The sequence below is a fragment of the Pandoraea terrigena genome, from assembly GCF_902459705.1.
GTDB lineage: Bacteria > Pseudomonadota > Gammaproteobacteria > Burkholderiales > Burkholderiaceae > Pandoraea > Pandoraea terrigena.
In genome coordinates this window covers 230,556-254,677 of sequence record NZ_CABPRU010000003.1, presented here as the reverse complement: position 1 = coordinate 254,677, position 24,122 = coordinate 230,556, and the positions used below count along the sequence as shown (strand labels likewise).

The following is a 24,122-nucleotide window of genomic DNA, read 5'->3' as shown; positions in this document are numbered from 1 at the left end:
AAGCATCGTTGGCCGGTGTGCCGAACCTCGCTTATGACGGTCCGGTGCTGCGCGCACGCGATCTTCACAAGACGTTCCGTCAGGGCCAGCTCAATGTGACGGTGCTGAACGGCGCCAGCCTCGAGGTGGCCCCCGGCGAAAAGGTGGCCATCGTCGGCGCGTCCGGATCGGGCAAGAGTACGTTGCTGCACGTGTTGGGCGGGCTCGACGATCCGTCGCGCGGGGAGGTGTCGCTGCTCGGCAAGCCGTTTTCGTCGTTGCGCGAGCGCGAGAAGACGACGCAGCGCAACCAGTCGCTCGGCTTCGTTTATCAGTTCCATCATCTGCTGGCCGAGTTCACGGCGCTCGATAACGTGGCAATGCCGTTGCGCATTCGCCGGTTGCCGACCGAGCAGGCGCGCGCGGTGGCGCAGGCCATGCTCGAGCGTGTCGGGCTCGGCTCGCGCATGAAGCACCGTCCGTCGGAGCTGTCGGGGGGCGAGCGCCAGCGCGTGGCGATGGCGCGGGCCCTGGTCACGCAGCCGGCGTGCGTGCTGGCCGACGAGCCGACCGGCAACCTCGACGGGCATACCGCCGAAACCGTGTTCGAACTGATGCTCGAATTGTCGGAGACGCTGAAGACCAGTTTCGTGATCGTGACGCACGATATCGATCTGGCGAAGCGCTGCGATCGCGCCTTGCGACTGCGCGAAGGGGTGCTGGAGCCAGCGTGACCGTTGGGCGAGCGTGTTCGCGCGCTGGCGCGAGCGGTCGGTGAGATGAAGGCGAGGTGAGCGAAACGCCGGGGTTTTCCCCGGCGTTTCGCATTTCGCGAGGCGCCGGCCGGTGTCGATTTCGGCAACGTCCTAGACCGTAACGCGGTGTCGTCCGATGGTCATGGCGAGAGCGACGTGCGAGCCTTGTCATCGACCCGTAGAATTGACGTTCAAGGACCTTTGACCATGTGGATCGATACCCATTGCCATCTCGATGCGGCCGAGTTCGACGCCGACCGTGCGACCGTGATTGCTGACGCCGTTGCTGCCGGTGTGTCGGGGCTCGTGGTGCCTGCCGTTGCGTGTGCAACGTTCGACGCGGCGCGGGCCGCGGCTCGCGCAATCCCCGGGGGCGCCTATGCGCTCGGTATTCATCCGCTCTACACGCCGCGTGCGCGCGACGCGGACATCGCCACGTTGCGCCGTGCCGTCGAGCGGGCGATGGGTGATCCACGTTTCGTTGGCATCGGCGAGATCGGTCTCGATTTCTTCGTCACGACGCTTGACCCCGAACGCCAGCAATTCTTCTATGTCGAGCAGTTGAAGATCGCACGCGACTTCGATTTGCCCGTCATCCTTCACGTGCGCCGCTCGCAGGATGCTTTGCTCAAGCAACTGCGCATCTTCACGCCGCGCGGCGGCATCGCGCACGCGTTCAATGGTAGCCGTCAGCAGGCGGACAAGTTCGTCGAGCGGGGTTTCTGCCTGGGATTTGGCGGACAGATGACCTTCGAGCGTGCCTTGCAGATTCGACGTCTCGCTGCGGAGATGCCGCTCGAGGCGCTCGTGCTGGAGACCGACGCGCCCGACATTGCGCCGCAGTGGCGCTACAAGCAGCGCAATAGCCCGGTCGAGTTGCCGCGCATTGCACAGGTGCTGGCGGATCTGCGCGGTCTCACGCCTGAGGCGCTGGCGCAAGCGACTTGCCATAACGCGTGGCGGGTGCTGCCGCGTCTGTCGGGCGCTATGGCCATGACACCTGACGACGGGCCGGCTGGCGCTCTCTCCCTTATCTCCCTTATCTCCGATATCCCCGACATCTTCGACAGCGCTGGCCTTCGCGCGCGCTGACAGCGCGGCGTTGCGCGGTTGCGAATACATGACGTGGTGACGTCATGAGACTTGTGCTGCTCGCGTGGGTCGCTGGCGTCTGGTGGTTGCAGCAGGCGTCCGTATTGCCTGGGGGGCGAGGGTTCGGTGTGGCGCTCGGCGTCGTCGCGAGCGTGTTTGCCGTGTGCGCCGGTTGCGCGATCTGGCTTGTGGCAAGGCGCGATTCCGGTGCGGCATGGGCAAGCGTGACGGCGCGCCACGGCGGCACTCGCCTTGCACGTGGTGCCGCGCGCGCCGGCGAGCGCTGGCGTCACCGAGGTGGGGTGGCGGTACTGGCGCTTTGTGCGGGCGTCCTCGGATACTCATGGGCGGCGCTTCGGGCGGAGGCGCGATTGAGCGATCGCCTGGGCGTCGAACTGGAAGGGCGCGATGTGACGGTGATCGGCGTTGTTGCCGGGCTGCCCGCTTCGACCGGTGATGGATGGCGGTTCGCGTTCGATGTGGAGCGCGCGTACGTCATGCACGCGGGATGTGAGGTGCCGGTAAGGGCGATGGCGCGCTCGATGTCTGACGTGCGCGGCAGGCGACGCGATGCCGAAGCCAGCGCGGCGCCTTGCCCTCAGGGGCATGTGCCGAAGCACATCGAGTTGGTGTGGCAGGGACGCGCGCCATTGGGGGGCGAACGGAACCGGGGCGGGAAGGCGGGCGTGGCTGACCGTCCGCGCGCGGGTGAGCGGTGGCGATTGCCGGTGCGGCTCAAGGCGCCGAGAGGTTTTGCGAATTGGCATGGCGCCGATGCCGAATTGGCGGCGCTGGTGCGTGGAATTCGCGCGACGGGATACGTGCGGGCGTCGGGTGGCAGAGAGGGTGGGGCGGGGGCGAAGGGCGCGCTTCGTCTGCGGGCCGAGGCGATGCCGGGGTATCGATTCGTGGCGTGGCGAGAACGGCTGCGCGACGACTTTCGGGCTGGACTGGGGCCGTCGGCGCGATATGGCGGGGTCTTGATCGCGCTGGCGCTGGGGGAGCGCGGCGATATCGCGGACGATGACTGGCAAGTCTTTGCCGATACCGGTGTGAGTCACTTGCTGGCGATCTCCGGATTGCATGTGTCGCTCGTGGCGGGCGCGTTTGCAGCGCTGGTCGGCGCGCTGTGGCGACGCGCTTGCGGCCGGAACTTCAGCTTGCCACTTTGGTGGCCTGCGCCAAAGGCTGCGGCGGTCGCTGGTCTGCTGGCGGCGGTGGCGTATGGGGCCGTGGCGGGATGGGGGGTTCCGGTGCGGCGCGCCGTCGGCATGGTGGCGATTCTGGTCTTCGCCTTGCTCAATGGCCGTATGGCGGCGCCGTCGTATGGGCTGGCGTGGGCATTGGCCATCGTCGTCGCCGTGGATCCCTGGGCGGTGGTGACGCCGGGTCTATGGCTCTCGTTTGGCGCGGTCGCTGCGCTTGTCCTGGCCGCCAGGCGGAGGGCGACGCCGCCGACGGCACCTGGGCGCGGTGTGCCTGAGGCGACGCGTTCGCCACCGGCATCGCGCGACGTTCGGCGCGCGTTGCCGGAGGAGTATCCGTCTGGCGAACGTCGGGGCGGTGAGCGCAAGCCGGGCGAACGTCAGGACGGTGGGCATCGGCGCCGTGAGCGCCAGGACGGCAAGCGTCAGGGCCGTGAGCATCAGTCTGGCGTGATCCGCCGCTGGCGAGCGGCGATCCTGGCCCGTCTGGGACCTGCGGTGCGGGCACAATATGCGGTCACGATAGGCCTCGTGCCATTGACCTTGGCATGGTTTGGGGCGGTGCCGTTACTGGGGCCGCTGGCGAATGCGATCGCCATCCCGGTGATGACGCTGATCGTGACCCCGCTGGCACTGGTGAGCCTGTTGTTGCCCGCGCCGTTGGCGCATTGGGCACTGGCGATAGCGCATACCGTGGTGGTCTGGCTGGCCGATTGGCTCGGCGCACTGGCGGCGTGGCCGTGGGCCGTGTGGCGGGCCGCCGTCGCGCCGGCCTGGGCGCAGGCGGCAGCCGTCGGCGGCGTGTTGGCCTGCCTGATGCCTTTGCCTGCCGCGATGCGCCGACCGAGGGCGTGGCGCGCTGGTGTGCGCGTCGCCGGTTTCGCGTTGCTCGGGCCGGCATTGTTCGCGTCGTCGCCGCGCCCGGGGGCCGGGGAGTTTCGCGTCACGCTGCTTGATATCGGGCAGGGCAATGCGGTGCTCGTCGAGACGGCGACACGTACGCTGCTCTTCGACGCCGGGCCGCCGTTGGGGCGTCACAGCGATGCTGGGCGCCGCGTGATCGTTCCCTATCTGCGCGCGCATGGCGTCGCGCGGCTGGATCGTTTCGTGGTCAGTCACGCGCACGATGATCATTTCGGCGGGGCGTTGAGCGTGCTGAGGGCGTATCCGTCGACGCAGGTGTTCTCGTCGTTGCCGGCGCCGCACGGCGTGCGGCGCGCAGCGGCGACACATCGAACGTGCCTGGCCGGACAGCAATGGACATGGGACGGCATTACGTTCCGTTTCCTGCACCCCGATCAGGCGGCATTGCGCGACGGCTGGGGCGGCCGCGCCGGGCCGAACAGCGTCAGTTGTGTGCTGAGCATCGCGAACGCCCGGCACAGCGCGCTGCTCGCGGCGGATGCCGAGGCACCGCAGGAGCGAGGCATGCTGGCGCGATTCGGTTCCGACTTGCGGTCGGACATCCTGTTGGCGCCCCATCACGGCAGCCTGACGTCGTCGACGCCAGCCTTCATCGAGGCGGTATCACCGGGCCACGTGGTGTTCCAGGCGGGCTACCGCAATCGCTTCGGACATCCGAGGCCCGGGGTCGTGGCCCGCTATCGGGCAACAGGCGCGCGGATCTGGCAAAGCGTGACGCACGGGGGCGTCCGGTTTTCCGTTAAGCGCGACGGCATCGAGGCGCAGTCGTACCGCGAGCAGCATCGACGCTACTGGCACGCGCAAGGTCCCGATACGTCCTGAAAACGATGGGGTCGGGCCGGCGTCCCGGCTTTCCGGGGCTTCAGGCGGCGCTCGCGGGGCTGTCGCGGCCTTCGCGATTCGATGGAAACCTCTACGGGCACTCGACGAGCGGTTCGCTAGAATGGTCCGGCGAGCGACCCATGGCTCGACCCGCTGGATGCGGGTCAGGGCAACCATGGGCTGTGCGGGCCTGGCGAATCCCCGGTTGCCCTCGATCGCCACCGGTGGGCGGCGATGCCCGGCGATGGCCGCTGGCTGCCTCCGGTCGTCCCCTTTAGCCGCCGGGCGGGCAGCGTCACGGCATTGTGCACAAGGCCGGTTCGCCAAGACAACGAATGCCATGACAAGAGACATCCTTCATTTTTCGCACGGCAACGGCTTTCCCGCAGGCGTGTACCGCAAGCTGCTGGGCGCGTTGGCCGACGAGTACGACGTTCGCGCCATCGACCGCATCGGTCACGATCCGCACTATCCTGTCACGCCGGGCTGGCGCTATCTGCGCGACGAACTGGTCGATACCCTCACGCGCCAGTATCGCGGTGAGCCGGTCTGGCTCGTGGGGCATTCGCTGGGCGGCTTCCTGAGCCTCATGGCCGCGCTCAAGGCGCCGCAGTCCGTGCGCGGCGTGGTCTTGATCGATTCGCCCATCGTCACACCTGGCTGGCGTACGCAAATGCTCCGCCTGGGCTTGCTCACCGGTCTGTACGAACGCATGTCGCCCGCGGGCGTGACCAAGCGGCGCCGCGATCACTGGCCCGACTGGGAAACCGCCTGGCAACATTTCGCCGGCAAGCCGGCATTCGCCGGCTGGGATCCGGACGTGCTGCGCGACTACATCGACTGCGGCACGATGCCGACCGGCGAGGGCGAGGCCCGGCGCCTGGCGTTTGCGCGTGACATCGAGTATCGGATCTATCTGACCCTGCCGCCGCGGCTCGCCGTGCGCGCTATGCGTGGCGTGCCGGTGCCGGTCGGCTTTCTCGCCGGCACCGAGTCGCGCGAGTTGCGGCAGGCCGGGATCGGGGCGACGCGCCGCATCGTCGGCACGCATCTGCGCTACCTGCGGGGAACCCATCTCTTCCCGATGGAGCGGCCGCTGGAGACGGCCAACGCCGTGCGCGACATGTTGGCGGAACTGCGCGGCGAGCGCCGGCGTTCGCTGGCCGCCTGAGACACCCGGACGGCGTTCGCGCCGCACACCGCCCGGGCCGGGTGCATTCGTCCCGGGCGTGCGGGACGCGCCGACCCTGCGGAGCGGTGCGCAGGGTGCCTGTCAAGGCCAAAATTTGCCGCGCCGCACGTCGAGGGCAGGGCGGCTTTCGGGTATAATCCGGCTTTCCCGCGAGCAATTACTGCGATGACCAAATTTGTTTTTGTCACGGGCGGCGTGGTTTCCTCTCTTGGTAAGGGAATTGCTGCCGCATCTCTGGCCGCGATTCTCGAATCGCGTGGCCTCAAAGTCACCCTCCTCAAGCTTGACCCCTACATCAACGTCGATCCTGGCACGATGAGCCCGTTCCAGCACGGCGAGGTGTTCGTGACCGAGGACGGTGCGGAAACCGACCTCGATCTGGGGCACTATGAGCGCTTTATCAGCGCCAAGATGCGTCGTGCGAACAACTTCACGACGGGCCAGATCTACGAGTCGGTGATCCGCAAGGAGCGCCGTGGCGAGTATCTCGGCAAGACCGTTCAGGTCATTCCGCACATCACCAACGAAATTCAGGCGTTCGTCGAGCGCGGCGCGCGTTCGACCTGGGACGGCCATCCGGACGTCGCCATCGTCGAAATCGGCGGCACGGTCGGCGATATCGAATCGCTGCCGTTCCTCGAGGCCGCGCGTCAGATGAACCTGCGCCTGGGCCGCAACAGCGTGGCCTTCGTGCACCTGACGCTCGTGCCGTACATCGCGACGGCCGGCGAACTCAAGACCAAGCCGACGCAGCACAGCGTGCAGAAGCTGCGCGAGATCGGCATTTCGCCGGACGTGCTGTTGTGCCGCGCCGACCGTCAGATTCCAGAAGACGAGTGCGCCAAGATTTCGCTGTTCGCGAACATTCCGCAGGACGCCGTGATTTCGGTCTGGGACGTCGATACGATCTACAAGATTCCGCAGATGCTGCATGACCAGGGCATGGACAAGATCATCTGCGACGAACTCAAGATCGAAGCCAAGCCGGCCGACCTGTCCATGTGGACACGCCTGGTACATGCCGTCGAGAACCCGAAGCACGACGTGACCATCGGCATGGTCGGCAAGTATGTCGATCTGACCGAGTCGTACAAGTCGCTGATCGAAGCGTTGCGCCACGCGGCGATCCACACGGAAACGCGCGTGAATATCGAGTACATCGATTCCGAACAGATCGAGAAGGACGGCACGGACGCGCTCAAGCATCTGGACGCCATTCTCGTGCCGGGTGGTTTCGGTCGACGCGGTACGGAAGGCAAGATCAAGGCGATTCGTTACGCTCGCGAGAATCGCGTGCCCTACCTCGGCATCTGCCTGGGCATGCAGCTCGCCGTGATCGAATTCGCGCGTGACGTCGCCAATCTGTCCGAGGCCAACAGCACGGAATTCGAGCCGTCGACACCGCATCCGGTTGTCGCGCTCATCACCGAGTGGCAGGACCGCGACGGCAAGATCGAGCAGCGTACCGAAAATTCGGATCTGGGCGGCACCATGCGCCTGGGCTCGCAGCGCGTGCCCGTCAGGACCGGCACGCTCGCTTCGCGCATCTATGGCGACACGGTCAATGAGCGTCACCGCCATCGTTACGAAGTCAACAATCATTATGTCCCGCAGCTTGAAGCCGCCGGCATGGTGATCTCGGCACGCACGCCGACCGAGAACCTGCCGGAGATGATGGAGTTGCCGCAGCAGGTGCACCCGTGGTTTGTGGGCGTTCAGTTCCACCCCGAGTTCACCTCGACGCCGCGCGACGGCCATCCGCTCTTCAAGGCATACGTCGAGGCGGCACTGGCTGGTCAGCAGGCGCGCAAGAAGGCCGCCTGAGACCCCGCCCGCAGCGAGTGAGACACAAGGAGTCCCCATGAAACTGTGCGGTTTCGAGGTTGGCCTGGACAAGCCGTTTTTCCTGATCGCGGGTACCTGCGTCGTCGAATCGGAGCAAATGACGATCGACGTCGCGGGGCAGCTCAAGGAAATGACCGGCGCGCTGGGCATTCCGTTCATTTACAAGTCGTCGTTCGACAAGGCGAATCGTAGCTCGGGCAAGTCGTTTCGCGGCCCCGGGCGCGAGGCGGGCCTGAAGATCCTCGAGGAAGTGCGCCGCCAGCTCGGCGTGCCCGTGCTCACCGACGTGCATACCGAAGAGGACGTGGCCGTGGCCGCGCCCATCGTCGATGTGCTGCAAACGCCGGCGTTCCTGTGCCGCCAGACCGATTTCATCCGTGCCTGCGCCCAGTCGGGCAAGCCGGTGAACATCAAGAAGGGGCAGTTTCTTGCACCGCACGACATGATCAACGTCATCGACAAGGCCCGCGACGCGGCACGCGAAGCCGGCCTGCCCGATGACGTCTTCATGGCTTGCGAGCGCGGCGTCTCGTTCGGCTACAACAATCTGGTCTCGGACATGCGCTCGCTGGCGATCATGCGAGAGACCCGTGCGCCGGTCGTGTTCGACGCGACGCACTCGGTGCAATTGCCGGGCGGTCAGGGCACCAGCTCGGGCGGCCAGCGCGAATTCGTGCCGGTCCTCTCGCGTGCCGCCGTGGCCGTGGGCGTGTCGGGCCTGTTCATGGAGACGCACCCGGATCCGGCGTGCGCCCTCTCGGACGGTCCCAACGCCGTGCCGCTTGCGCGCATGCGCGAACTGCTCACCACGCTCAAGACGCTCGATGCGGCGGTGAAGCAGGGCGAGTTCCTGGAAAATCACTTCAACTGAAATGAGACACACCGTCCTGGGGCCACTATCAGTCCGCCCACAGGACGGGTATAGCGCTCGGATGCCTTGGCAGCACGGCGTCGAGTCGTTAAGCTTGTCGCGCAGCGTTCGTCAGTGGCCGCCGCGCAGAGGGCAAGCCCACAAGGAGATGCCCGCGTGCCATACGCCGAGCGCACCGTCGACATCGACGTCATCGCGCAGGCCGCCGTGTCTCATTTCGAGGCGCCGCTGTTTCCCCGTCCATGCCGTTCCCCGCCGTTGCGCGCGTGAGCACCGCATCGGCGTCCACGTCAGGGTTCGGCGCGAGCGCCCGACGTGAGGACTGAGGACGACAGGTGACGGGCCGTGGCGCGAAGCAGGTTCCCTTTAGCGTTTTTGTCATACAGATACCGAGGAATACATGAGTGCAATCGTAGATATCATCGGGCGCGAAGTGCTGGACTCGCGCGGTAACCCGACGGTCGAGTGCGACGTGCTGCTGGAGTCGGGCGTGATGGGCCGTGCGGCAGTGCCGTCGGGTGCATCGACCGGTTCGCGCGAAGCGATCGAGTTGCGTGATGGCGACAAGGGTCGCTATCTCGGCAAGGGCGTGCAGACGGCGGTCGAGCACATCAACACCGAAATTTCGGAAGCGATCATGGGTCTGGATGCCGCGGAACAGGCCTTCCTGGACAAGACCCTGATCGAACTCGACGGCACGGACAACAAGTCGCGCCTCGGTGCGAACGCCATGCTGGCCGTGTCGATGGCCGTGGCCAAGGCGGCGGCGGAAGAAGCCGGCCTGCCGCTGTACCGCTACTTCGGCGGTTCGGGGGCGATGCAGATGCCGGTGCCGATGATGAACATCGTCAACGGCGGCGCGCATGCCAACAACAGCCTGGACATCCAGGAATTCATGGTGATGCCCGTCGGCCAGTCGAGCTTCCGTGAAGCCCTGCGTTGTGGCGCCGAAATCTTCCATGCGCTGAAGAAACTCATCGCCGAGAAGGGGATGAGCACGGCCGTGGGCGACGAGGGCGGCTTCGCACCGAACTTCGCGTCGAACGAAGAGTGTCTGACGACCATTCAGCAGGCGGTCGAGAACGCCGGCTATCGCATGGGCGAGGACGTGCTGCTGGCGCTGGACTGCGCCTCGACGGAATTCTTCAAGGACGGCAAGTACGAGCTGGCCGGCGAAGGCCTGTCGCTGACCTCGGAAGGGTTCGCCGATTACCTTGCCAACCTGTGCGACAAGTTCCCGATCGTCTCGATCGAAGACGGCATGTCGGAGGACGACTGGGCCGGCTGGAAGATCCTGACCGAGAAGCTCGGCGACAAGGTGCAACTGGTCGGTGACGACCTGTTCGTGACCAACACGAAGATCCTTAAGCAAGGCATCGAGCAGGGCGTCGCCAACTCGATCCTCATCAAGATCAACCAGATCGGTACGCTCACCGAAACGTTCGCCGCCATCGAAATGGCCAAGCGCGCCGGCTATACCGCCGTCGTGTCGCATCGTTCGGGCGAAACCGAAGACTCGACGATTGCCGACATCGCCGTCGGCACGAACGCAGGTCAGATCAAGACGGGCTCGCTCTCGCGCAGCGACCGTATCGCCAAGTACAACCAGCTTCTGCGCATCGAAGAAGATCTCGGCGATATCGCGTCGTACCCGGGCAAGGAAACGTTCTACAATCTGCGCTAATTCCGTTTCCCGGGAGGTGCGCCCCGACGCTCGTCGAGGCATGCTTCCCGGCATTCTTGCCAGGCGAAAGCATGCGAATGGTGACCTTGGTGCTGGTGCTGCTTCTGGCGGCGATCCAGTATCCGCTCTGGTTCGGCCACGGCGGTTGGTTGTACGTGCACGAACTGCGCGACGAACTGAGCGCCGAACAGCAGAAGAACGAGCAGTTGAAGGAACGTAACGATCGTCTAGCCGGCGAAGTGCAGGACTTGCAGGAAGGCACATCGGCGATCGAGGAGCGCGCTCGTTTCGAGCTGGGGATGGTCAAGGACGGCGAAGTGTTCGTCCAGTTCGTGGCGCCAGATGGCTCTGGCGGTCCGCAGGCGGCTTCCGCTGCCGGTGCGCCGCTCGTGTCGTCGACCGAACCCGCCCACAAGTCGGTCGCCGCGGCACCGCCGCCGCCGCCGTCTTCGTCGCAGACGAAGCGTGGGGCACGGGCTGCGCACAAAGCCCAGCATCATTGAGTGCCGCCGGTAAGACGCGCAGACAGTACAACGAAAAGGCGTTCCCACGGGAACGCCTTTTTTTTCATGCCATCTCGCGGTGTCTCACGCTAGAAGCCGATGCCGACGCCCACCGAGGAACGCGGGCCATATCCGCCATATCCGCCGGGTCCGAACCCTCCCGGACCATACCACCCCCCGGGGCCGGGGCCATACCACCCGGGGCCACCCCAGCCGTCGTAGAAATAGGCGTTGCTGCGCAGCGCATCCTCGATGGCGCGTTGCGCACGTTCGCGCTCGATGGTCGCTTCCTGCTCGTCGTAGATGCGTTTGTTCAGGCGAGTCAGGTCTTGCTTCTGGGACTCGGTCATCGCGGTGATGCCCTGTGCCTGCGGCAGGCGCGCAGCGGGCGCGTCGGGCGGCGGCAGTTGCAGTGGTGTGCAGCCGGCGGCGAGCGTCAAGACAAGTGCACCGAGGGTGTTGAAACCCGGCAGATTGCGCCGCCCACGCGGTGAGCGTGCGGCACTGGCGTTGGGAGCGCGTCGCGACATGAGCGATTCTCCGTGGATGGGCAGCGATGTGGCGTGGAGCGCTCGACGACTGCACGCCGCGTCTCGCACGAGATTCGCGGGCGCGCCGGTTGCGGCGCGAGCCCGTGATCTCGACGTCTCTCAATGTTGCGCCGATGGGGCGATGTGCGATGGCTCCGTGAAGAGCTGCGCTGCATCCACCTTGTCGAAGCGATAGGTCTGGCGGCAGAACTCGCACGCCACCTCCAGATCGGGGCGTTCGTCGAACACGCTCATGACTTCCGCTTCGCCGAGCGTGCGAAGCATGTTGGTGACCCGCTCGCGCGAGCATGTGCAGCGAAACGCGGTGACCATCGGTTCGAACACGCGCACCGTCTCTTCCCAGAACAGGCGTTGCAGCAGGGTTTCCCGGTCGGTGTTCAGCATTTCGTCTCGCTTCAGCGTGTTGCCAAGCAGGCAGGCGCGATTCCACATGTCGTCGTCTTGCTCGGGCGCGCGCTCGGCACCGGCGCCGGCCGTGCCGCCATGGCCGGGCAACTTCTGCAACAGCATGCCCACGGCGTGGCGGTCGTCCGATGCGAGCCACAGGCGCGTGTCGAGCTGTTCCGAGTGATGCATGTAGTGCTCGAGCACCGATGCCAGATCGGGCAGGGGGCCGTGTTCGTCGGACAGCGGCACCACGCCCTGGTAAGGCTGTTGGCCCGGCTGCTTCACGCGCGGATCGAGCGTGATGGCGAAGCGCGCATGGCCGTTGACGTTGACGAGCGATTCGAGCGTGGCATCGTCGGGGATCTCGCCGCTGTACTTTGCCGTGGCGCGCATCGTCAGGTCGGCGTTGCATTCGACGACGATCATGGCAACGGGGCCATCGCCGTGCAGTTGCAGGATCAGGGCGCCGTCGAATTTGACGTTCGCCGTGAGCAGTGCGGCGGCGGCCATCATTTCGCCGAGCAAATGACGCACCGGCGCCGGGTAGTCGTGACGCTCGAGCACGGCGCGCCAGGTGGCGTCGAGACTGACGTACTCGCCACGCACCGGAGCGGCGTCGAACATGAACTTCTGAAGTTGATCGGACACAGTTGAATTCCTGAAAAATGCGGCAGCGGCGGTCATCGTGGCGGACGGCGGTGCGCGGTAACAACACTGCGGAAACAAGCCGAATGCTGTGCAAACGCGAGCCATTGGCGCGTCAATACTGCGCAATCTGGGGGCGCGCGCCGCATTTTCAACACACCGGACGCAGGCGCGCGCACCGGACTCGCCGCACGCGCCGCCGCCAGTGGCGCGATCAGCCGATGCGCACCAGCTGTTCCTTGAAGACCTGGCGACGCGACGCATAGCCCTCGGCATTGCGCTTGAGATTGGCGACTTCCTCGTCGGTCAGTTCGCGCACGACCTTGGCGGGCACCCCCAGGATCAGGGAGCGGTCCGGGAACGTCTTGCGCTCGGTGACCAGTGCCCCCGCGCCAACCAGGCTGTCGCGGCCAATGACTGCGCCGTTGAGCAACACCGCCTGAATGCCGATGAGCGAGTTTTCACCCACCGTGCAACCGTGCAGCATCGCCTGATGGCCGATGCTTACGCCGTTGGCCAGTGTGAGCGGATAGCCCGGATCGGCATGCAGTACGGCCCCTTCCTGTACGTTGGTACCGACACCGACCTTGATCGGCTCGTTGTCGCCGCGAATTGCGACCCCCGGCCACACGCTGCTGTTCTCGGCGAGGCTCACGTCGCCGATGATGCTGGCGGTGTCGGCCACGAAAGCACTCTCGTGGATCTGGGGGGTCTTGTCTCCAAGTTTATAGATCGGCATGGCGGCGTCAGTTCGCGGTTAAAATCGTTGAATTAGCTATTGTAACGTCATGGCCGATTCCACTTCTGCACCCAACGCCGCCTCCGGCAATTCCACCGCGGTTGACCCGTCGGGCCGCGTGCGTCCCGCGCTTGCCGGGGCCGATTGTGCCCGCGCGCGCGCACTCGCGCTCCTGCGACGGTGCGATCCGTATGAGAAGGCCGACGGGGTGACGGCGCTTCGCGACGCCGTCCGCGACGGCCTTGCGCGCTGGCACCCCGAGCGGCGCCTGGACGTTGACGAGGGAGGCGATGCGCACGCCCGCGACGCGGGCATTCCCGGGCGTCCCGCGGTGCCTCGGCTGGTGTCGCCTCGCGAGCTGAAGCATCGCGCCGTGACGTCCGTCGAGGGCCGGGCCGCGTTGCTGCATGCGCTCGCCCACATCGAATTCAATGCCATCAATCTTGCGCTCGACGCGCTGTGGCGCTTCGATGGGCTGCCCGCCGAGTATTACGACGATTGGCTTCAGGTCGCGGCGGAGGAGGCGTATCACTTCTCGCTGCTCGCCGCCCATCTGACAACGCTCGGCGAGCCATATGGTTACGGCTGTTTCCCGGCGCACGATGGCCTGTGGGAGATGGCGCGCAGGACATCCGGCGATTGGCTCGCGCGTCTGGCGCTGGTGCCCCGCACCCTGGAAGCGCGCGGGCTCGACGCCAGCCCGCCGATCAAGGCCAAGCTGGCGAGCGCGGGTGATGCCGCCGGTGCCGCCATTCTCGACATCATCCTGCGTGATGAAATCGGGCATGTCGCCGTCGGAAACCGCTGGTATCGCTGGGGCTGCGCGCGCGCTGGATGCGACCCCATCGAAACCTATGCGCGGCTCGCGTCGCAATATGGCGCACCGCGTCTGCGCGGGCCGTTCAACCTGGCGGCCCGCCGCGCGGCGGGCTTCGGCGACGATGAACTCGCGGCGCTGCAGGCGCTCGACTAATGGTGCGGCCGAACCGTCATTTTTGACGCTGATAGACTCGGCGTTCCTCAATCGTTTCGATCTTCACTATCTGCCAGGGCCATGAAAGATTCGCTCGATCCGCTTGATCTGCCCGATTCGCGATCCGAATTTCTGACGGTGCGCGGCCTGCGCCACCATGTCCGGCAGTGGGGCACGCCCGGCGCGCCAAAGCTGTTCGCGCTGCATGGCTGGATGGACGTCTCGGCGTCATTCCAGTTCGTCGCGCAAACGCTGGCGCAACGCTGGCATGTGCTTGCGCCGGATTGGCGCGGATTCGGCCTCACCGACTGGCCGGTCGCGGACGGCCGCTGCGGCAGCTATTGGTTTCCTGACTACCTCGCCGATCTCGACGCCTTGCTCGACGTCTACACCGAGCCCGGCGAAGCCGTCCACCTGATCGGCCACAGCATGGGCGGCAACGTCGCGTGCCTGTATGCCGGCGTGCGCCCCGCGCGGGTTCGACGTCTCGTGAATCTGGAGGGCTTCGGCTTGCCGCCCACGCAGCCCATCGCGGCGATCCGTCAGCTCGGCCGTTGGCTCGACGACTTGCAGCATGGACCGACGTTGCGCCCCTACGCCACGCTCGACGCAGTGGCTGCGCGGCTGCGCAAGACCAACCCGCGCCTCACGCAGGCGCGCGCGGATTGGCTGGCACCGCGCTGGGCACGCCAGGCGGCCGACGGTCAATGGCATTTGCTTGCCGATGCGGCGCACAAGATCGCCAATCCCTATCCGTACCGGCTCGACGAATCGATGGCGGTATGGGGCAACGTGAGCGCACCCCTGCTGCATGTGGAGGCGACCGACTCGGACGTGCTGCAACACTTCGTCGGGGCGCAGGGAACGGCGGCGTTCCGGGAGCGCTTCGAGGTCTTTCCGAATTTGACGGAAGCCTTCGTGGACGATGCGGGGCATATGCTGCATCACGACCAACCCGAGGCCGTGGCCCGGCTGATTGACGACTTCTGCCGGGATTGAGGCCGGAGGTCACTCGCGCCGCGGGCACTTGAGCGGTAGAATGACGATGTTATTACCACGTCACACGCCGGTGCTGGATGGACCAGACGTGTCATTGCCCGGCGGCTCATCATGCTTAACGCGGATCTTCATTGTCATTCCCGGGTATCGGACGGCACGCTTGCGCCCGCCGAAGTGGCGCAGTTGGCGTTCGAGGCCGGCGTCGACCTGTGGTCGCTGACCGACCACGACGAGATCGGCGGCCAGCGCGAAGCGCGCGCGGCAGCCGAAGCACTCGGCATGCGTTACGTGAGCGGCGTGGAGATTTCCATTACGTGGGCCAATCGCACGGTGCATATCGTCGGGCTGAATCTCGACCCCGATAACCCCACGCTGATCGATGGCCTGGCGGCCACGCGTGGCGGCCGTGCGGCGCGGGCACAGCAGATGAGCGAGCAACTGGCGGCCGCCGGCATTCCGCACGCCTACGAGGGCGCGCTGCGCTTCGTCGGCAATCCCGATCTGATTTCGCGTACGCACTTTGCCCGGTTCCTGGTGGAGATCGGCAAGTGTGCGTCGGTCTCGGACGTGTTCTCGAAATATCTCGCGGAGGGGCGTCCGGGCTACGTGCCGCACCGCTGGGCCACGCTCGAGAATGCCGTGGCATGGATACGGGGGGCGGGCGGTATTGCCGTCGTGGCACACCCGGGGCGTTACAAATTCACACCGCTCGAGTTTGGGGTACTGTTCGATCAGTTTCGCGAGTTGGGCGGTGAGGCGATCGAAGTGGTGACTGGCAGTCACACGCCGGACCAGTATCGCGAGTATGCCGACGTTGCGCGCCGCTACGATTTCCTGGCGTCGCGCGGCTCGGATTTCCATGGACCGACCGAGAGCCGTTCGCTGCTCGGCAAGCTGCCTGCGCTGCCCGACGATCTCACCCCGGTCTGGAGCCGCTGGCAGTAACCTTTCGACGCTATGTCGCAATTCTTCCAGATTCATCCGGAAAATCCTCAGTCACGACTCATCAAGCAGGCGGCCCAGATCATCGACAAGGGCGGCATCGTGGCGTTGCCGACCGATTCAAGCTATGCGATTGCCTGTCACATCGATGACCGGCAGGCCGTCGAGCGCCTGCGTCGTATTCGCGGTCTCGACGACAAGCAACTGCTCTCGCTGCTGGTGCGAGATCTGTCGGAACTGGCCGAGTTCGCCATCGTCGACAACCGGCAGTACCGGTTGATCAAGGCGACGACGCCGGGACCGTACGTGTTCATTCTCGAAGCGACGAAGGAAGTACCGCGCCGGCTCTCGCATCCTTCGCGAAAGACGATCGGCCTGAGGGTGCCGGAGCATGCCATCACGCTGGCATTGCTCGAGGCGCTGGGCCAGCCGTTGCTCGCCACGACGCTGATTCTGCCGGGCGAAACCGAGCCGCTGAACGACCCCGAGGAGATTCGTGAGCGCCTGGAAAAGCAACTGGACCTGGTGATCGACGGCGGGGCCTGTCCTAAAGAACCGTCCACGGTGGTCGATCTGACGGTGACGCCGCCCGAGGTGCTGCGCCGCGGGCGCGGCTCGCTCGCGCCGTTCGGCCTGTCGTGACGGTCGGGCGCGTGCCGCTCGCGCTGCAATACGCGGTAATACTGGCGCGCCGGTCGGCTTGCTACAATACCCGGCTATGAATGCAGACCTGATCCAGACCGTTGCGGTCTACGCGCTCCCCGTCCTCTTTGCGATTACGCTGCACGAGGCCGCGCACGGCTACGTCGCCAAGTATTTTGGCGACCCTACCGCGTATCTGATGGGGCGCGTGACGCTCAATCCCCTCAAGCACATCGACCCGATCGGCACGGTGCTCGTGCCGCTCGCGCTCTATTTCATGACCAGCGGGGCGTTCCTGTTCGGCTACGCCAAGCCGGTGCCGGTCGCCTTCGGCAGCCTGCGAAATCCGCGCGTCGATACGATCTGGGTGGCGCTGGCCGGTCCGCTGTGCAACTTCGTCCAGGCGATTCTGTGGGCCCTGTTCGCTGTCGGGCTGCAAATCGTCGGCGTGCACGAGCCGTTCTTCATGATGATGGCGCAGGCCGGTCTTCTCGTGAACCTCGTCATGTGCATGTTCAACCTGTTTCCGGTGCCGCCGCTCGATGGCGGGCGCGTGCTCGTGTCGCTGCTGCCGGCGCGCGCGGCCTACCACTTGTCGCGCCTCGAGCCCTACGGTTTTTTCATCGTGATGGCCCTGGTGGTGAGCGGCGTGCTTGGCCGCGTGTGGTTGTGGCCGCTGATTCAGTGGGGGCGTGACTTCATTGTCTGGATGCTCACGCCGATGTTGTCGCTGATTTCCTGACGTTTTTGCAGAACATAACGAGACCATGTACCCCGAACGCGTTTTCTCCGGCATGCGACCGACCGGTCGTTTGCACCTCGGCCATTACCATGGTGTGCTCAAGAACTGGATTCAACTTCAGTCGGAGTACCCGTGCTATTTCTGCGTGGTTGACTGGCACGCGCTCACCACGCACTACGAGACGCCGGAAGTCATCGAGCAGAACGTATGGGACGTGCTGATCGACTGGCTTGCCGCAGGGATCGATCCGAATCAGGCCACGCTCTTCATTCAGAGCAAGGTGCCTGAGCACGCCGAGTTGGCGCTGCTCATCGGCATGAGCACGCCGCTAGGCTGGCTCGAACGCGTGCCGACGTACAAGGAGCAGATCGAGAAGCTCAGGGAAAAGGACCTGTCGACGTACGGCTTCCTGGGGTATCCGGTGCTGATGGCGGCCGACATCCTGCTCTATCGCGCGTTGCACGTGCCGGTGGGAGAGGACCAGGTGCCACACGTCGAAATGACGCGCGAAATTGCGCGTCGCTTCAACTATCTCTATGGTCGCGAAACCGGCTTCGAGGAGAAGGCGCTGGCGGCGGCCCGCAAGCTTGGCGGCAAGCGCGCTAAGCTGTATCTCGAACTACGCACCGGGTACCAGGAGCAGGGCGACGACGAGGCGCTTGAGCAGGCGCGCGCGATGCTCTCCGAGTCGCAGTCGCTATCCATGGGCGACCGCGAGCGGCTTTTCGGCTATCTCGAAGGCGCGCGCAAGCTGATTTTGGTCGAGCCGCAGGCGTTGCTCACGCCGGCGTCGCGCATGCCGGGACTCGACGGCCAGAAGATGTCGAAGTCTTACAACAACACCATTGGCCTGAGAGAAGACGTGGAGTCGATCACCCGGAAGGTGCGCACGATGCCGACGGATCCGGCGCGCGTGCGACGTACCGATCCGGGCGATCCCGAGAAGTGTCCGGTGTGGCAACTGCATCAGGTCTATAGCGACGACGATACGCGCGACTGGGTGCAGAAGGGCTGCCGCAGTGCCGGGATCGGCTGTATCGAGTGCAAGCAGCCTGTCATCGAAGGCATTCTGCGCGAGCAGCAACCGATGCTCGAACGCGCGCAGAAGTACGTGGACGACCCGTCGCTGCTGCGCGCCATCGTGGCCGACGGATGTGAGAAAGCCCGAAAGTCCGCGCAAGAGGTCATGCGCGAAGTGCGAGAAGCGATGGGGCTGCAATATTCATGACGGACGAGGCCATTCCCGGCTTGGCGCCAGGCGTGGCGCACGGCACCGGCGCGCCGTCGTCGTGGGTGTTGCGCTGGGCGCATTTGATCGCGCCAGGCGCGCGCGTGCTCGACCTGGCGTGCGGTCAAGGGCGCCACGCGCGTTGGCTCGCGTCACGAGGGGTGAACGTCGTTGCGGTTGACCGGGATGAGGCGGCGCTTGCTACGATGTCAACGCTGGCGAATGTCACGACGCTCACGGCGGACCTGGAAGGCGCGCCGTGGCCGTTGGCCGAGGGCAAGCGCTTCGATGCCGTCATCGTCACGAACTATCTGCACCGACCGCTCTTCTCGCGTATTGCGGCCAGTGTCGCGCCGGGCGGCGTGCTGATTTACGAAACCTTTGCGCGGGGAAACGAACGGTACGGAAAGCCGTCTAATCCGCAGTTTCTGCTGGCGCCTGGAGAATTGCTCGACGTGGCGCGCGAGGCCGGTCTGCGCGTGGCGGGCTTCGAGGATGTCACGTTGGCGGCGCCGCGCGCGGCGTGCGTGCAGCGCTTGTGCGCCACGCGTGCCGCCCCCGGGGAAAACCCCGGCGATGCCGCGCTGTACGAGGCGGCGGCGTAATCCGCTACAATCCACCCTTATTGCTGAATTGTTCGATCAATCATGACTACCCAAACCCCGATTCAAGGCAGTATCGTTGCGATTGTCACGCCGATGGCAGAGGACGGCAGCCTTGACCGTGAAGCCCTGCGTAACCTGATCAACTGGCATGCCGACGAAGGCACCGACGGTATCGTCATCGTCGGCACGTCGGGCGAATCGCCGACGGTCAACGTCCAAGAGCATTGCGAACTCATCGAGATCGCGGTGCAGCAAGCCGCGCAAGCCGGCGAATCGCGCGGCCGCAAACTGCCGGTGATCGCGGGCACGGGCGGCAACTCGACGGCGGAAGCCATCGAACTCACGAAGCATGCGAAGCAGGTGGGCGCCGACGCGTCGCTGCAGGTCGTGCCGTACTACAACAAGCCCACGCAGGAAGGCCAGTACCAGCACTTCCGCGCCATTGCGGAAGCCGTCGAGCTGCCGGTCATTCTTTATAATGTGCCCGGTCGTACGGTGGCGGACGCCAGCAATGAGACGCTGCTGCGGCTGGCGCAAGTGCCTGGCATTGTTGGCGTGAAAGACGCCACGGGCAATCTGGATCGCGGCATGGACCTGATCCGTCGTGCCCCGAAGAGCTTCGCCGTCTACAGCGGCGACGACCTGACGGCTGTTGCGCTCATCCTCATGGGCGGTCAGGGTAATATCTCGGTCACTGCCAACGTGGCACCGCGTGCGATGCACGAGCTGTGCGTGGCTGCGCTGGCCGGCAATGTGGCCAAGGCACGGGAGCTGCAATTCCAGTTGTTCGAACTGCACCGTGCCATGTTCGTCGAAGCCAATCCGATCCCCGTGAAGTGGGCGCTGCAACAGATGGGCATGATCGCGTCGGGCATCCGCCTGCCGCTCACGCCGCTGGCGCAGGAATGCCGCGATACGGTGCTTGGTGCCCTCAAGTCGGCCAACATCGCCGTTGTCTAACCTGTCGTTCAGGCACCCGGGTTCGATTGCCCACCCCTTTTTTTGCGACTCATGAAACGAATCGTCAGTAATTCCGTAGCTCGTCCCGTGCTGGCATGGGCCGCTATTGCCTCGTTGGTCCTCGTCGGCGGATGCAGTTCGCTCTCGAGCGCCTTGTCCTCCGACAAGGTCGATTACAAAAGCTCGAAGACCGGCCCCTCGCTCGACGTTCCGCCGGATCTGACGAACGTTCAGGCGTCCGACCGAAAGTATGTGTCGCCGGGTGGCACGGCCACGCTGTCGACCTACGAGAACCAGCAGAAGGTCGTCGCGGCGAACCCGGCCGACACGGTACTGCCGGCGGTGCCGGGCATGAAGGTCGTGCGTGACGGCAACGAGCGCTGGCTGGTGATTCAGAAGGCCCCGGGCGACCTGTGGCCGACGCTGCGCGAATTCTGGCAAGAGAACGGGTTCGTGCTGACGATCGATTCGCCGGACACGGGGGTGATGGAAACCGACTGGGCGGAAAATCGCGCCAAGCTGAACCAGGACATCATTCGCGATCTGCTTGGCAAGGTGCTCGACGGACTGTATTCGACCGGCGAACGTGACCGCTTCCGCACGCGCGTGGAACGTGATCCGAATGGCGGCACGGACGTCTACATTACGCACCGCCGCATGGTGGAAGTGTTCACGAACTCGCAGAAGGACACGACCAAGTGGGAGCCGGCGCCGAACGATCCGGGTCTCGAGGCGATCTTCCTGACCAAGTTGATGCAGCGCTTCGGTGTGCAGGCCGATCAAGCCCAGGCGCAAGTCGAAAGCGCCAAGGCCGGCGGGCCGTCCAGCCAGGTCGTGAAGACGGCCGACGCGGCATATCTCGATATCAACGAGCCGTTCGATCGCGCTTGGCGTCGCGTCGGTGTGGCGCTCGATCGCGGTAACTTCACCGTGGACGATCGCGACCGCGCCAAGGGCCTTTACTTCGTGAGCTACGTCGATCCGGCATCGCTGGCGAAGGACAATGGCTTCTTCTACAGCCTGTTCCACGCGAAGGAAGTGCAGGACAGCAAGAAGGCGAAGAAGTTTAGCGTGAACGTGCAGGGGCGCGGCGATAGCCAGACCCGTGTGCAGGTGCTCGACGACAAGGGTAACGTCGACAACTCGCAGATCGCGCAGACGATCATCAGTGTGATCGGCAACCAGCTCCGTTAAGGCGGGGCGTGCGGTTCGCCAGTCTAGGCAGCGGCAGCGAAGGTAATGCCCTGCTGGTGGAGGCGTCGAACGGCGCCTCCACGACCCGTATTCTCCTCGATTGCGGTTTCTCGATGCGGGAGGTCGAGCGTCGCCTGACGGCACGCGCGGTCGACGTGGGGTCGCTCGACGCCATCGTCATCACCCACGAGCACGCCGACCACATTGGCAGCGCCCTTTCCCTTGCTCGCAAGTACCGGATTCCCCTCATCATGAGCTGGGGAACGGGGCAGGCCGTCAAGGTACATGCCACGCTCAAGGCAGAGGATGACGCGGCCCTCGTGCGCTGGTGCCGCGCCGATGAGCGCCTCGCCGTGGGCGATATCGAGCTTCGGCCCTACACCGTGCCTCACGACGCGCGCGAACCGCTGCAGTTTGTGTTCTCCGACGGTGCGCGCCGTTTGGGCGTGCTGACAGATGCAGGATGTGCAACGGCGCATCTGGTTGCCGCGCTCGGCGGCTGCGATGCCCTGGTGCTCGAATGCAACCACGACCGCGACATGCTGGCGAACAGCAAGTATCCACCGTCGCTCAAGGCGCGCATTGGCGGCGCCTACGGCCATCTCGCGAACGACTCGGCGGCGGAGATTCTCGGGGCGATCGACCGCATGAAGCTGCAGCGTGTGATCTGTGCGCATTTGAGCGAGCAGAACAATACGCCCGAGCTGGCGATGGCGGCGATGTCGGCCGTTATCGGCACGCAGGCGACGGAGATCCTGGTGGCGACGCAGGCGGGCGGATTCGATTGGCTGACGTGCTGACGGTGCAGGGCGGCGGGTCGGGGAACGCCTGAGCCGGCGCGGGGGCCGAGGCCGTACGCCATGCATCGCGATCAGCGCACGGGCAATAAAAAAGCCGGTCGTAAGACCGGCTTTTTTTACTCAACTGCCTTGCGGCAGCGAGAGCTTACTTGCTGGCAGCAGCGTCAGCAGCCGAAGCGACAGCTTCAGCAGCAGCGCCGGCAGCCGAAGCCGCCGTGTCAGCAGCAGCGCCGACAGCCGAAGCCGCCGAAGCCGCCGTGTCAGCAACCGCAGCAGCAGCCGAAGCCGCCGTGTCAGCAGCCGGAGCGGCAGCTTCTTCCTTCTTGCCGCAGGCGGTCAGGGCGATAGCCAACAACGAAGCGACGAGGAGAGACTTCTTCATGATCACGTCCTTTTATGGTAGATGACAAGCGAATGAATATTAACTACGGTAATACGCTCTTGCCAGCGCAAAGCCGATTGCGAGACGTTGGCAATTAAGGATTACCCTTGGTCATGCAAGCTGCTTGGCGAGAAATTATATTGGGTTTTCCCCAACCCGTCACGTCAATCTCACGTCATTTCTTGGCTTTTTTCCTTACGGCGCGCAACTTTAGCGGGGGCTTCGGGTCGGTTTCCAGCTGCAGCCACCCCGAAGCATACCAATCGTACAGAATTTCGACGATTTCCTGATCTTTTTGCTCGAAATTCGCGCATTCCCCTGCATTTAGTCGACGGCGATCGGCGAGTTGCCGCAACGTCGAGCGCGCGCTCGCCGGGACGTCGAGCGGCTCACCATTGACGTAATATTGGTTGCGCCGATACAACAATTGGGTCTTGGGCGAGAGCGCCAGGCCGCGCTCGGCGGCTTCGCGCACGAATCGCGTCACTGAAAGCGGGGATTCGGGCGGATCGAAGAACACATGCGATTTCGGCTCGCTCAGCCAGCGTCCGAGGAAATCCTCCACCTCCTTTTGGCCCCAACGCACTTTTTCGAGTTGCGAGACCAGCGTCTCGATCATGGCGTCGGGCAGCGCGGCCGGATGTTTGACGGCTGATTGCCCGGGGTCGGCGTAACGCCCCGCGAAATGGCGCGCGAACGGCAACGCCGGGGCGTTTTCCGCCAGGTAGTACAGGAAGTTCTGGAGCATTTCCTGCTCAAGCGGCGCGCGAAAGCCGATCGAGTAAGTCATGCACTCGCCTTGCGCAACGCCATCGTGTGCATAGCCCGGCGGCAAATACAGCATGTCGCCGGGTTCCAGTATCCACTCCTCTTCGGCCTCGAAGTGCTTGAGGATGCGAAGCGGCACGTCATCGAGCCATGTGGTGTCGCGCTGTGGGCCGATGCGCCAGCGCCGCTTGCCATGCGCTTGCAACAGAAAGACGTCGTAGGAATCGAGGTGCGGGCCGACGCCACCTCCATCGGTGGCGTAGCTGATCATCACGTCGTCGAGACGCGCGTCGGGAATGAAGCGAAACTGTTGCATGAGCGCGTCGACGGCCGGCGAGTGAAGATTCACGCCTTGCACGAGCAGCGTCCATTGTTTGCGACTCAGCGGCGGCAGATCGTCGGCATCGAACGGTCCATGCTCGAGTTGCCAACGCTTGCGGGCGTGGCTGATCAGGCGGGATTCGACGTCGTCCTGCGCCGCCATCGCAAACAGCGCATCACGCGAGAGCGGTGCGGTGAAGCCGGGGATGGCCTGGCGAATGAGGAGCGGGCGCTTGTGCCAGTAGCGCTTCATGAATGCGTCCGGCGCGAGGCCGCCGAGCAGGGGCGAGGGGGTGCGGGCTGTCGTCATGAGTGGTTCGATGCATTAAGGGAGTTCAGCGTCACGGCGGGCAACGATGAGGGCACAGGGGC

The 24,122-nt window shown here is 65.0% G+C and carries 23 protein-coding genes; 18 read left to right on the top strand and 5 right to left on the bottom strand.

Annotated features, from left to right (window positions below; translation table 11 throughout):
* Nucleotides 1–8: 8 nt before the first annotated feature.
* The 8 genes from lolD to ftsB all read left to right on the top strand — a co-directional run bounded on the left by lolD (nt 9) and on the right by ftsB (nt 10,872).
* Complete coding sequence (gene lolD / locus PTE31013_RS08765) at nt 9–713, top strand: lipoprotein-releasing ABC transporter ATP-binding protein LolD (protein WP_484555852.1); 705 nt, start codon at nt 9–11, stop codon at nt 711–713.
* A gap of 228 nt (nt 714–941) precedes the next feature.
* Entirely contained in the window at nt 942–1,826 is an 885-nt protein-coding gene (locus PTE31013_RS08760; protein WP_150612428.1) for a TatD family hydrolase, read from the top strand.
* A gap of 44 nt (nt 1,827–1,870) precedes the next feature.
* Nucleotides 1,871–4,777: a DNA internalization-related competence protein ComEC/Rec2 gene (locus tag PTE31013_RS08755; protein WP_150612427.1), complete on the top strand. Its 2,907-nt coding sequence runs from the start codon at nt 1,871–1,873 to the stop codon at nt 4,775–4,777.
* Between the two features lie 340 nt (nt 4,778–5,117).
* Nucleotides 5,118–5,948: an alpha/beta hydrolase gene (locus PTE31013_RS08750; protein WP_150612426.1), complete on the top strand. Its 831-nt coding sequence runs from the start codon at nt 5,118–5,120 to the stop codon at nt 5,946–5,948.
* Between the two features lie 186 nt (nt 5,949–6,134).
* Nucleotides 6,135–7,793, top strand: coding sequence for a CTP synthase (gene pyrG, locus PTE31013_RS08745; protein WP_150612425.1), 1,659 nt, complete (start codon nt 6,135–6,137; stop codon nt 7,791–7,793).
* Nucleotides 7,794–7,830: 37 nt separating this feature from the next.
* A complete protein-coding gene (gene kdsA / locus PTE31013_RS08740) occupies nt 7,831–8,685 on the top strand; it encodes a 3-deoxy-8-phosphooctulonate synthase (RefSeq protein ID WP_150612424.1) in 855 nt (284 codons plus the stop codon).
* A 400-nt stretch (nt 8,686–9,085) separates the two neighbouring features.
* Nucleotides 9,086–10,369: a phosphopyruvate hydratase gene (gene eno / locus PTE31013_RS08735; protein WP_150612423.1), complete on the top strand. Its 1,284-nt coding sequence runs from the start codon at nt 9,086–9,088 to the stop codon at nt 10,367–10,369.
* Between the two features lie 71 nt (nt 10,370–10,440).
* Nucleotides 10,441–10,872, top strand: a complete 432-nt coding sequence (ftsB, locus tag PTE31013_RS08730) for a cell division protein FtsB (protein ID WP_150612422.1) — start codon at nt 10,441–10,443, stop codon at nt 10,870–10,872.
* Nucleotides 10,873–10,961: 89 nt separating this feature from the next.
* On the opposite strand, the gene PTE31013_RS08725 is transcribed toward ftsB, so the two are convergent.
* The 3 genes from PTE31013_RS08725 to PTE31013_RS08715 form a co-directional block, all read right to left on the bottom strand.
* On the bottom strand, nt 10,962–11,402 hold the full coding sequence (locus PTE31013_RS08725) for a hypothetical protein (protein ID WP_150612421.1): 441 nt from the start codon (nt 11,400–11,402) through the stop codon (nt 10,962–10,964).
* A gap of 120 nt (nt 11,403–11,522) precedes the next feature.
* On the bottom strand, nt 11,523–12,458 hold the full coding sequence (gene hslO, locus PTE31013_RS08720) for an Hsp33 family molecular chaperone HslO (protein ID WP_150612420.1): 936 nt from the start codon (nt 12,456–12,458) through the stop codon (nt 11,523–11,525).
* A gap of 211 nt (nt 12,459–12,669) precedes the next feature.
* On the bottom strand, nt 12,670–13,194 hold the full coding sequence (locus PTE31013_RS08715) for a gamma carbonic anhydrase family protein (protein ID WP_150612419.1): 525 nt from the start codon (nt 13,192–13,194) through the stop codon (nt 12,670–12,672).
* A 49-nt stretch (nt 13,195–13,243) separates the two neighbouring features.
* Here PTE31013_RS08715 and PTE31013_RS08710 point away from each other — a divergent pair, with 49 nt between their 5' ends.
* From PTE31013_RS08710 to PTE31013_RS08665, 10 genes are all read left to right on the top strand, one after another.
* Nucleotides 13,244–14,167, top strand: a complete 924-nt coding sequence (locus PTE31013_RS08710; protein WP_150612418.1) for a ferritin-like domain-containing protein — start codon at nt 13,244–13,246, stop codon at nt 14,165–14,167.
* Nucleotides 14,168–14,248: 81 nt separating this feature from the next.
* Nucleotides 14,249–15,166 (top strand): alpha/beta fold hydrolase, encoded by a 918-nt coding sequence (locus PTE31013_RS08705; protein WP_150612417.1) that lies wholly within the window; start codon nt 14,249–14,251, stop codon nt 15,164–15,166.
* A gap of 111 nt (nt 15,167–15,277) precedes the next feature.
* Nucleotides 15,278–16,111: a 3',5'-nucleoside bisphosphate phosphatase gene (locus PTE31013_RS08700; RefSeq protein WP_150612416.1), complete on the top strand. Its 834-nt coding sequence runs from the start codon at nt 15,278–15,280 to the stop codon at nt 16,109–16,111.
* A 12-nt stretch (nt 16,112–16,123) separates the two neighbouring features.
* Nucleotides 16,124–16,750: an L-threonylcarbamoyladenylate synthase gene (locus PTE31013_RS08695; RefSeq protein WP_150589565.1), complete on the top strand. Its 627-nt coding sequence runs from the start codon at nt 16,124–16,126 to the stop codon at nt 16,748–16,750.
* 76 nt (nt 16,751–16,826) lie between these two features.
* Nucleotides 16,827–17,492 carry a site-2 protease family protein gene (locus PTE31013_RS08690; protein ID WP_150612415.1) on the top strand — a complete coding sequence of 222 codons (666 nt, stop codon included), beginning with the start codon at nt 16,827–16,829 and terminating at the stop codon, nt 17,490–17,492.
* A gap of 25 nt (nt 17,493–17,517) precedes the next feature.
* A complete protein-coding gene (locus tag PTE31013_RS08685; RefSeq protein WP_150612414.1) occupies nt 17,518–18,720 on the top strand; it encodes a tryptophan--tRNA ligase in 1,203 nt (400 codons plus the stop codon).
* Nucleotides 18,717–19,325 (top strand): class I SAM-dependent methyltransferase, encoded by a 609-nt coding sequence (locus PTE31013_RS08680; protein WP_150612413.1) that lies wholly within the window; start codon nt 18,717–18,719, stop codon nt 19,323–19,325. Before PTE31013_RS08685 ends, PTE31013_RS08680 begins: the two co-directional genes overlap by 4 nt.
* Before the next feature lie 42 nt (nt 19,326–19,367).
* On the top strand, nt 19,368–20,285 hold the full coding sequence (dapA, locus tag PTE31013_RS08675) for a 4-hydroxy-tetrahydrodipicolinate synthase (RefSeq protein ID WP_150612412.1): 918 nt from the start codon (nt 19,368–19,370) through the stop codon (nt 20,283–20,285).
* Between the two features lie 51 nt (nt 20,286–20,336).
* Nucleotides 20,337–21,479: an outer membrane protein assembly factor BamC gene (gene bamC, locus PTE31013_RS08670; RefSeq protein WP_150612411.1), complete on the top strand. Its 1,143-nt coding sequence runs from the start codon at nt 20,337–20,339 to the stop codon at nt 21,477–21,479.
* An 8-nt stretch (nt 21,480–21,487) separates the two neighbouring features.
* Nucleotides 21,488–22,279, top strand: a complete 792-nt coding sequence (locus tag PTE31013_RS08665; protein ID WP_150612410.1) for an MBL fold metallo-hydrolase — start codon at nt 21,488–21,490, stop codon at nt 22,277–22,279.
* A 145-nt stretch (nt 22,280–22,424) separates the two neighbouring features.
* Here PTE31013_RS08665 and PTE31013_RS24760 read toward each other — a convergent pair whose 3' ends face one another.
* Nucleotides 22,425–22,661 carry a hypothetical protein gene (locus tag PTE31013_RS24760; protein WP_174978493.1) on the bottom strand — a complete coding sequence of 79 codons (237 nt, stop codon included), beginning with the start codon at nt 22,659–22,661 and terminating at the stop codon, nt 22,425–22,427.
* Between the two features lie 175 nt (nt 22,662–22,836).
* On the bottom strand, nt 22,837–24,060 hold the full coding sequence (locus PTE31013_RS08655; RefSeq protein ID WP_150612408.1) for a ribosomal protein uL16 3-hydroxylase: 1,224 nt from the start codon (nt 24,058–24,060) through the stop codon (nt 22,837–22,839).
* Nucleotides 24,061–24,122: the final 62 nt, after the last annotated feature.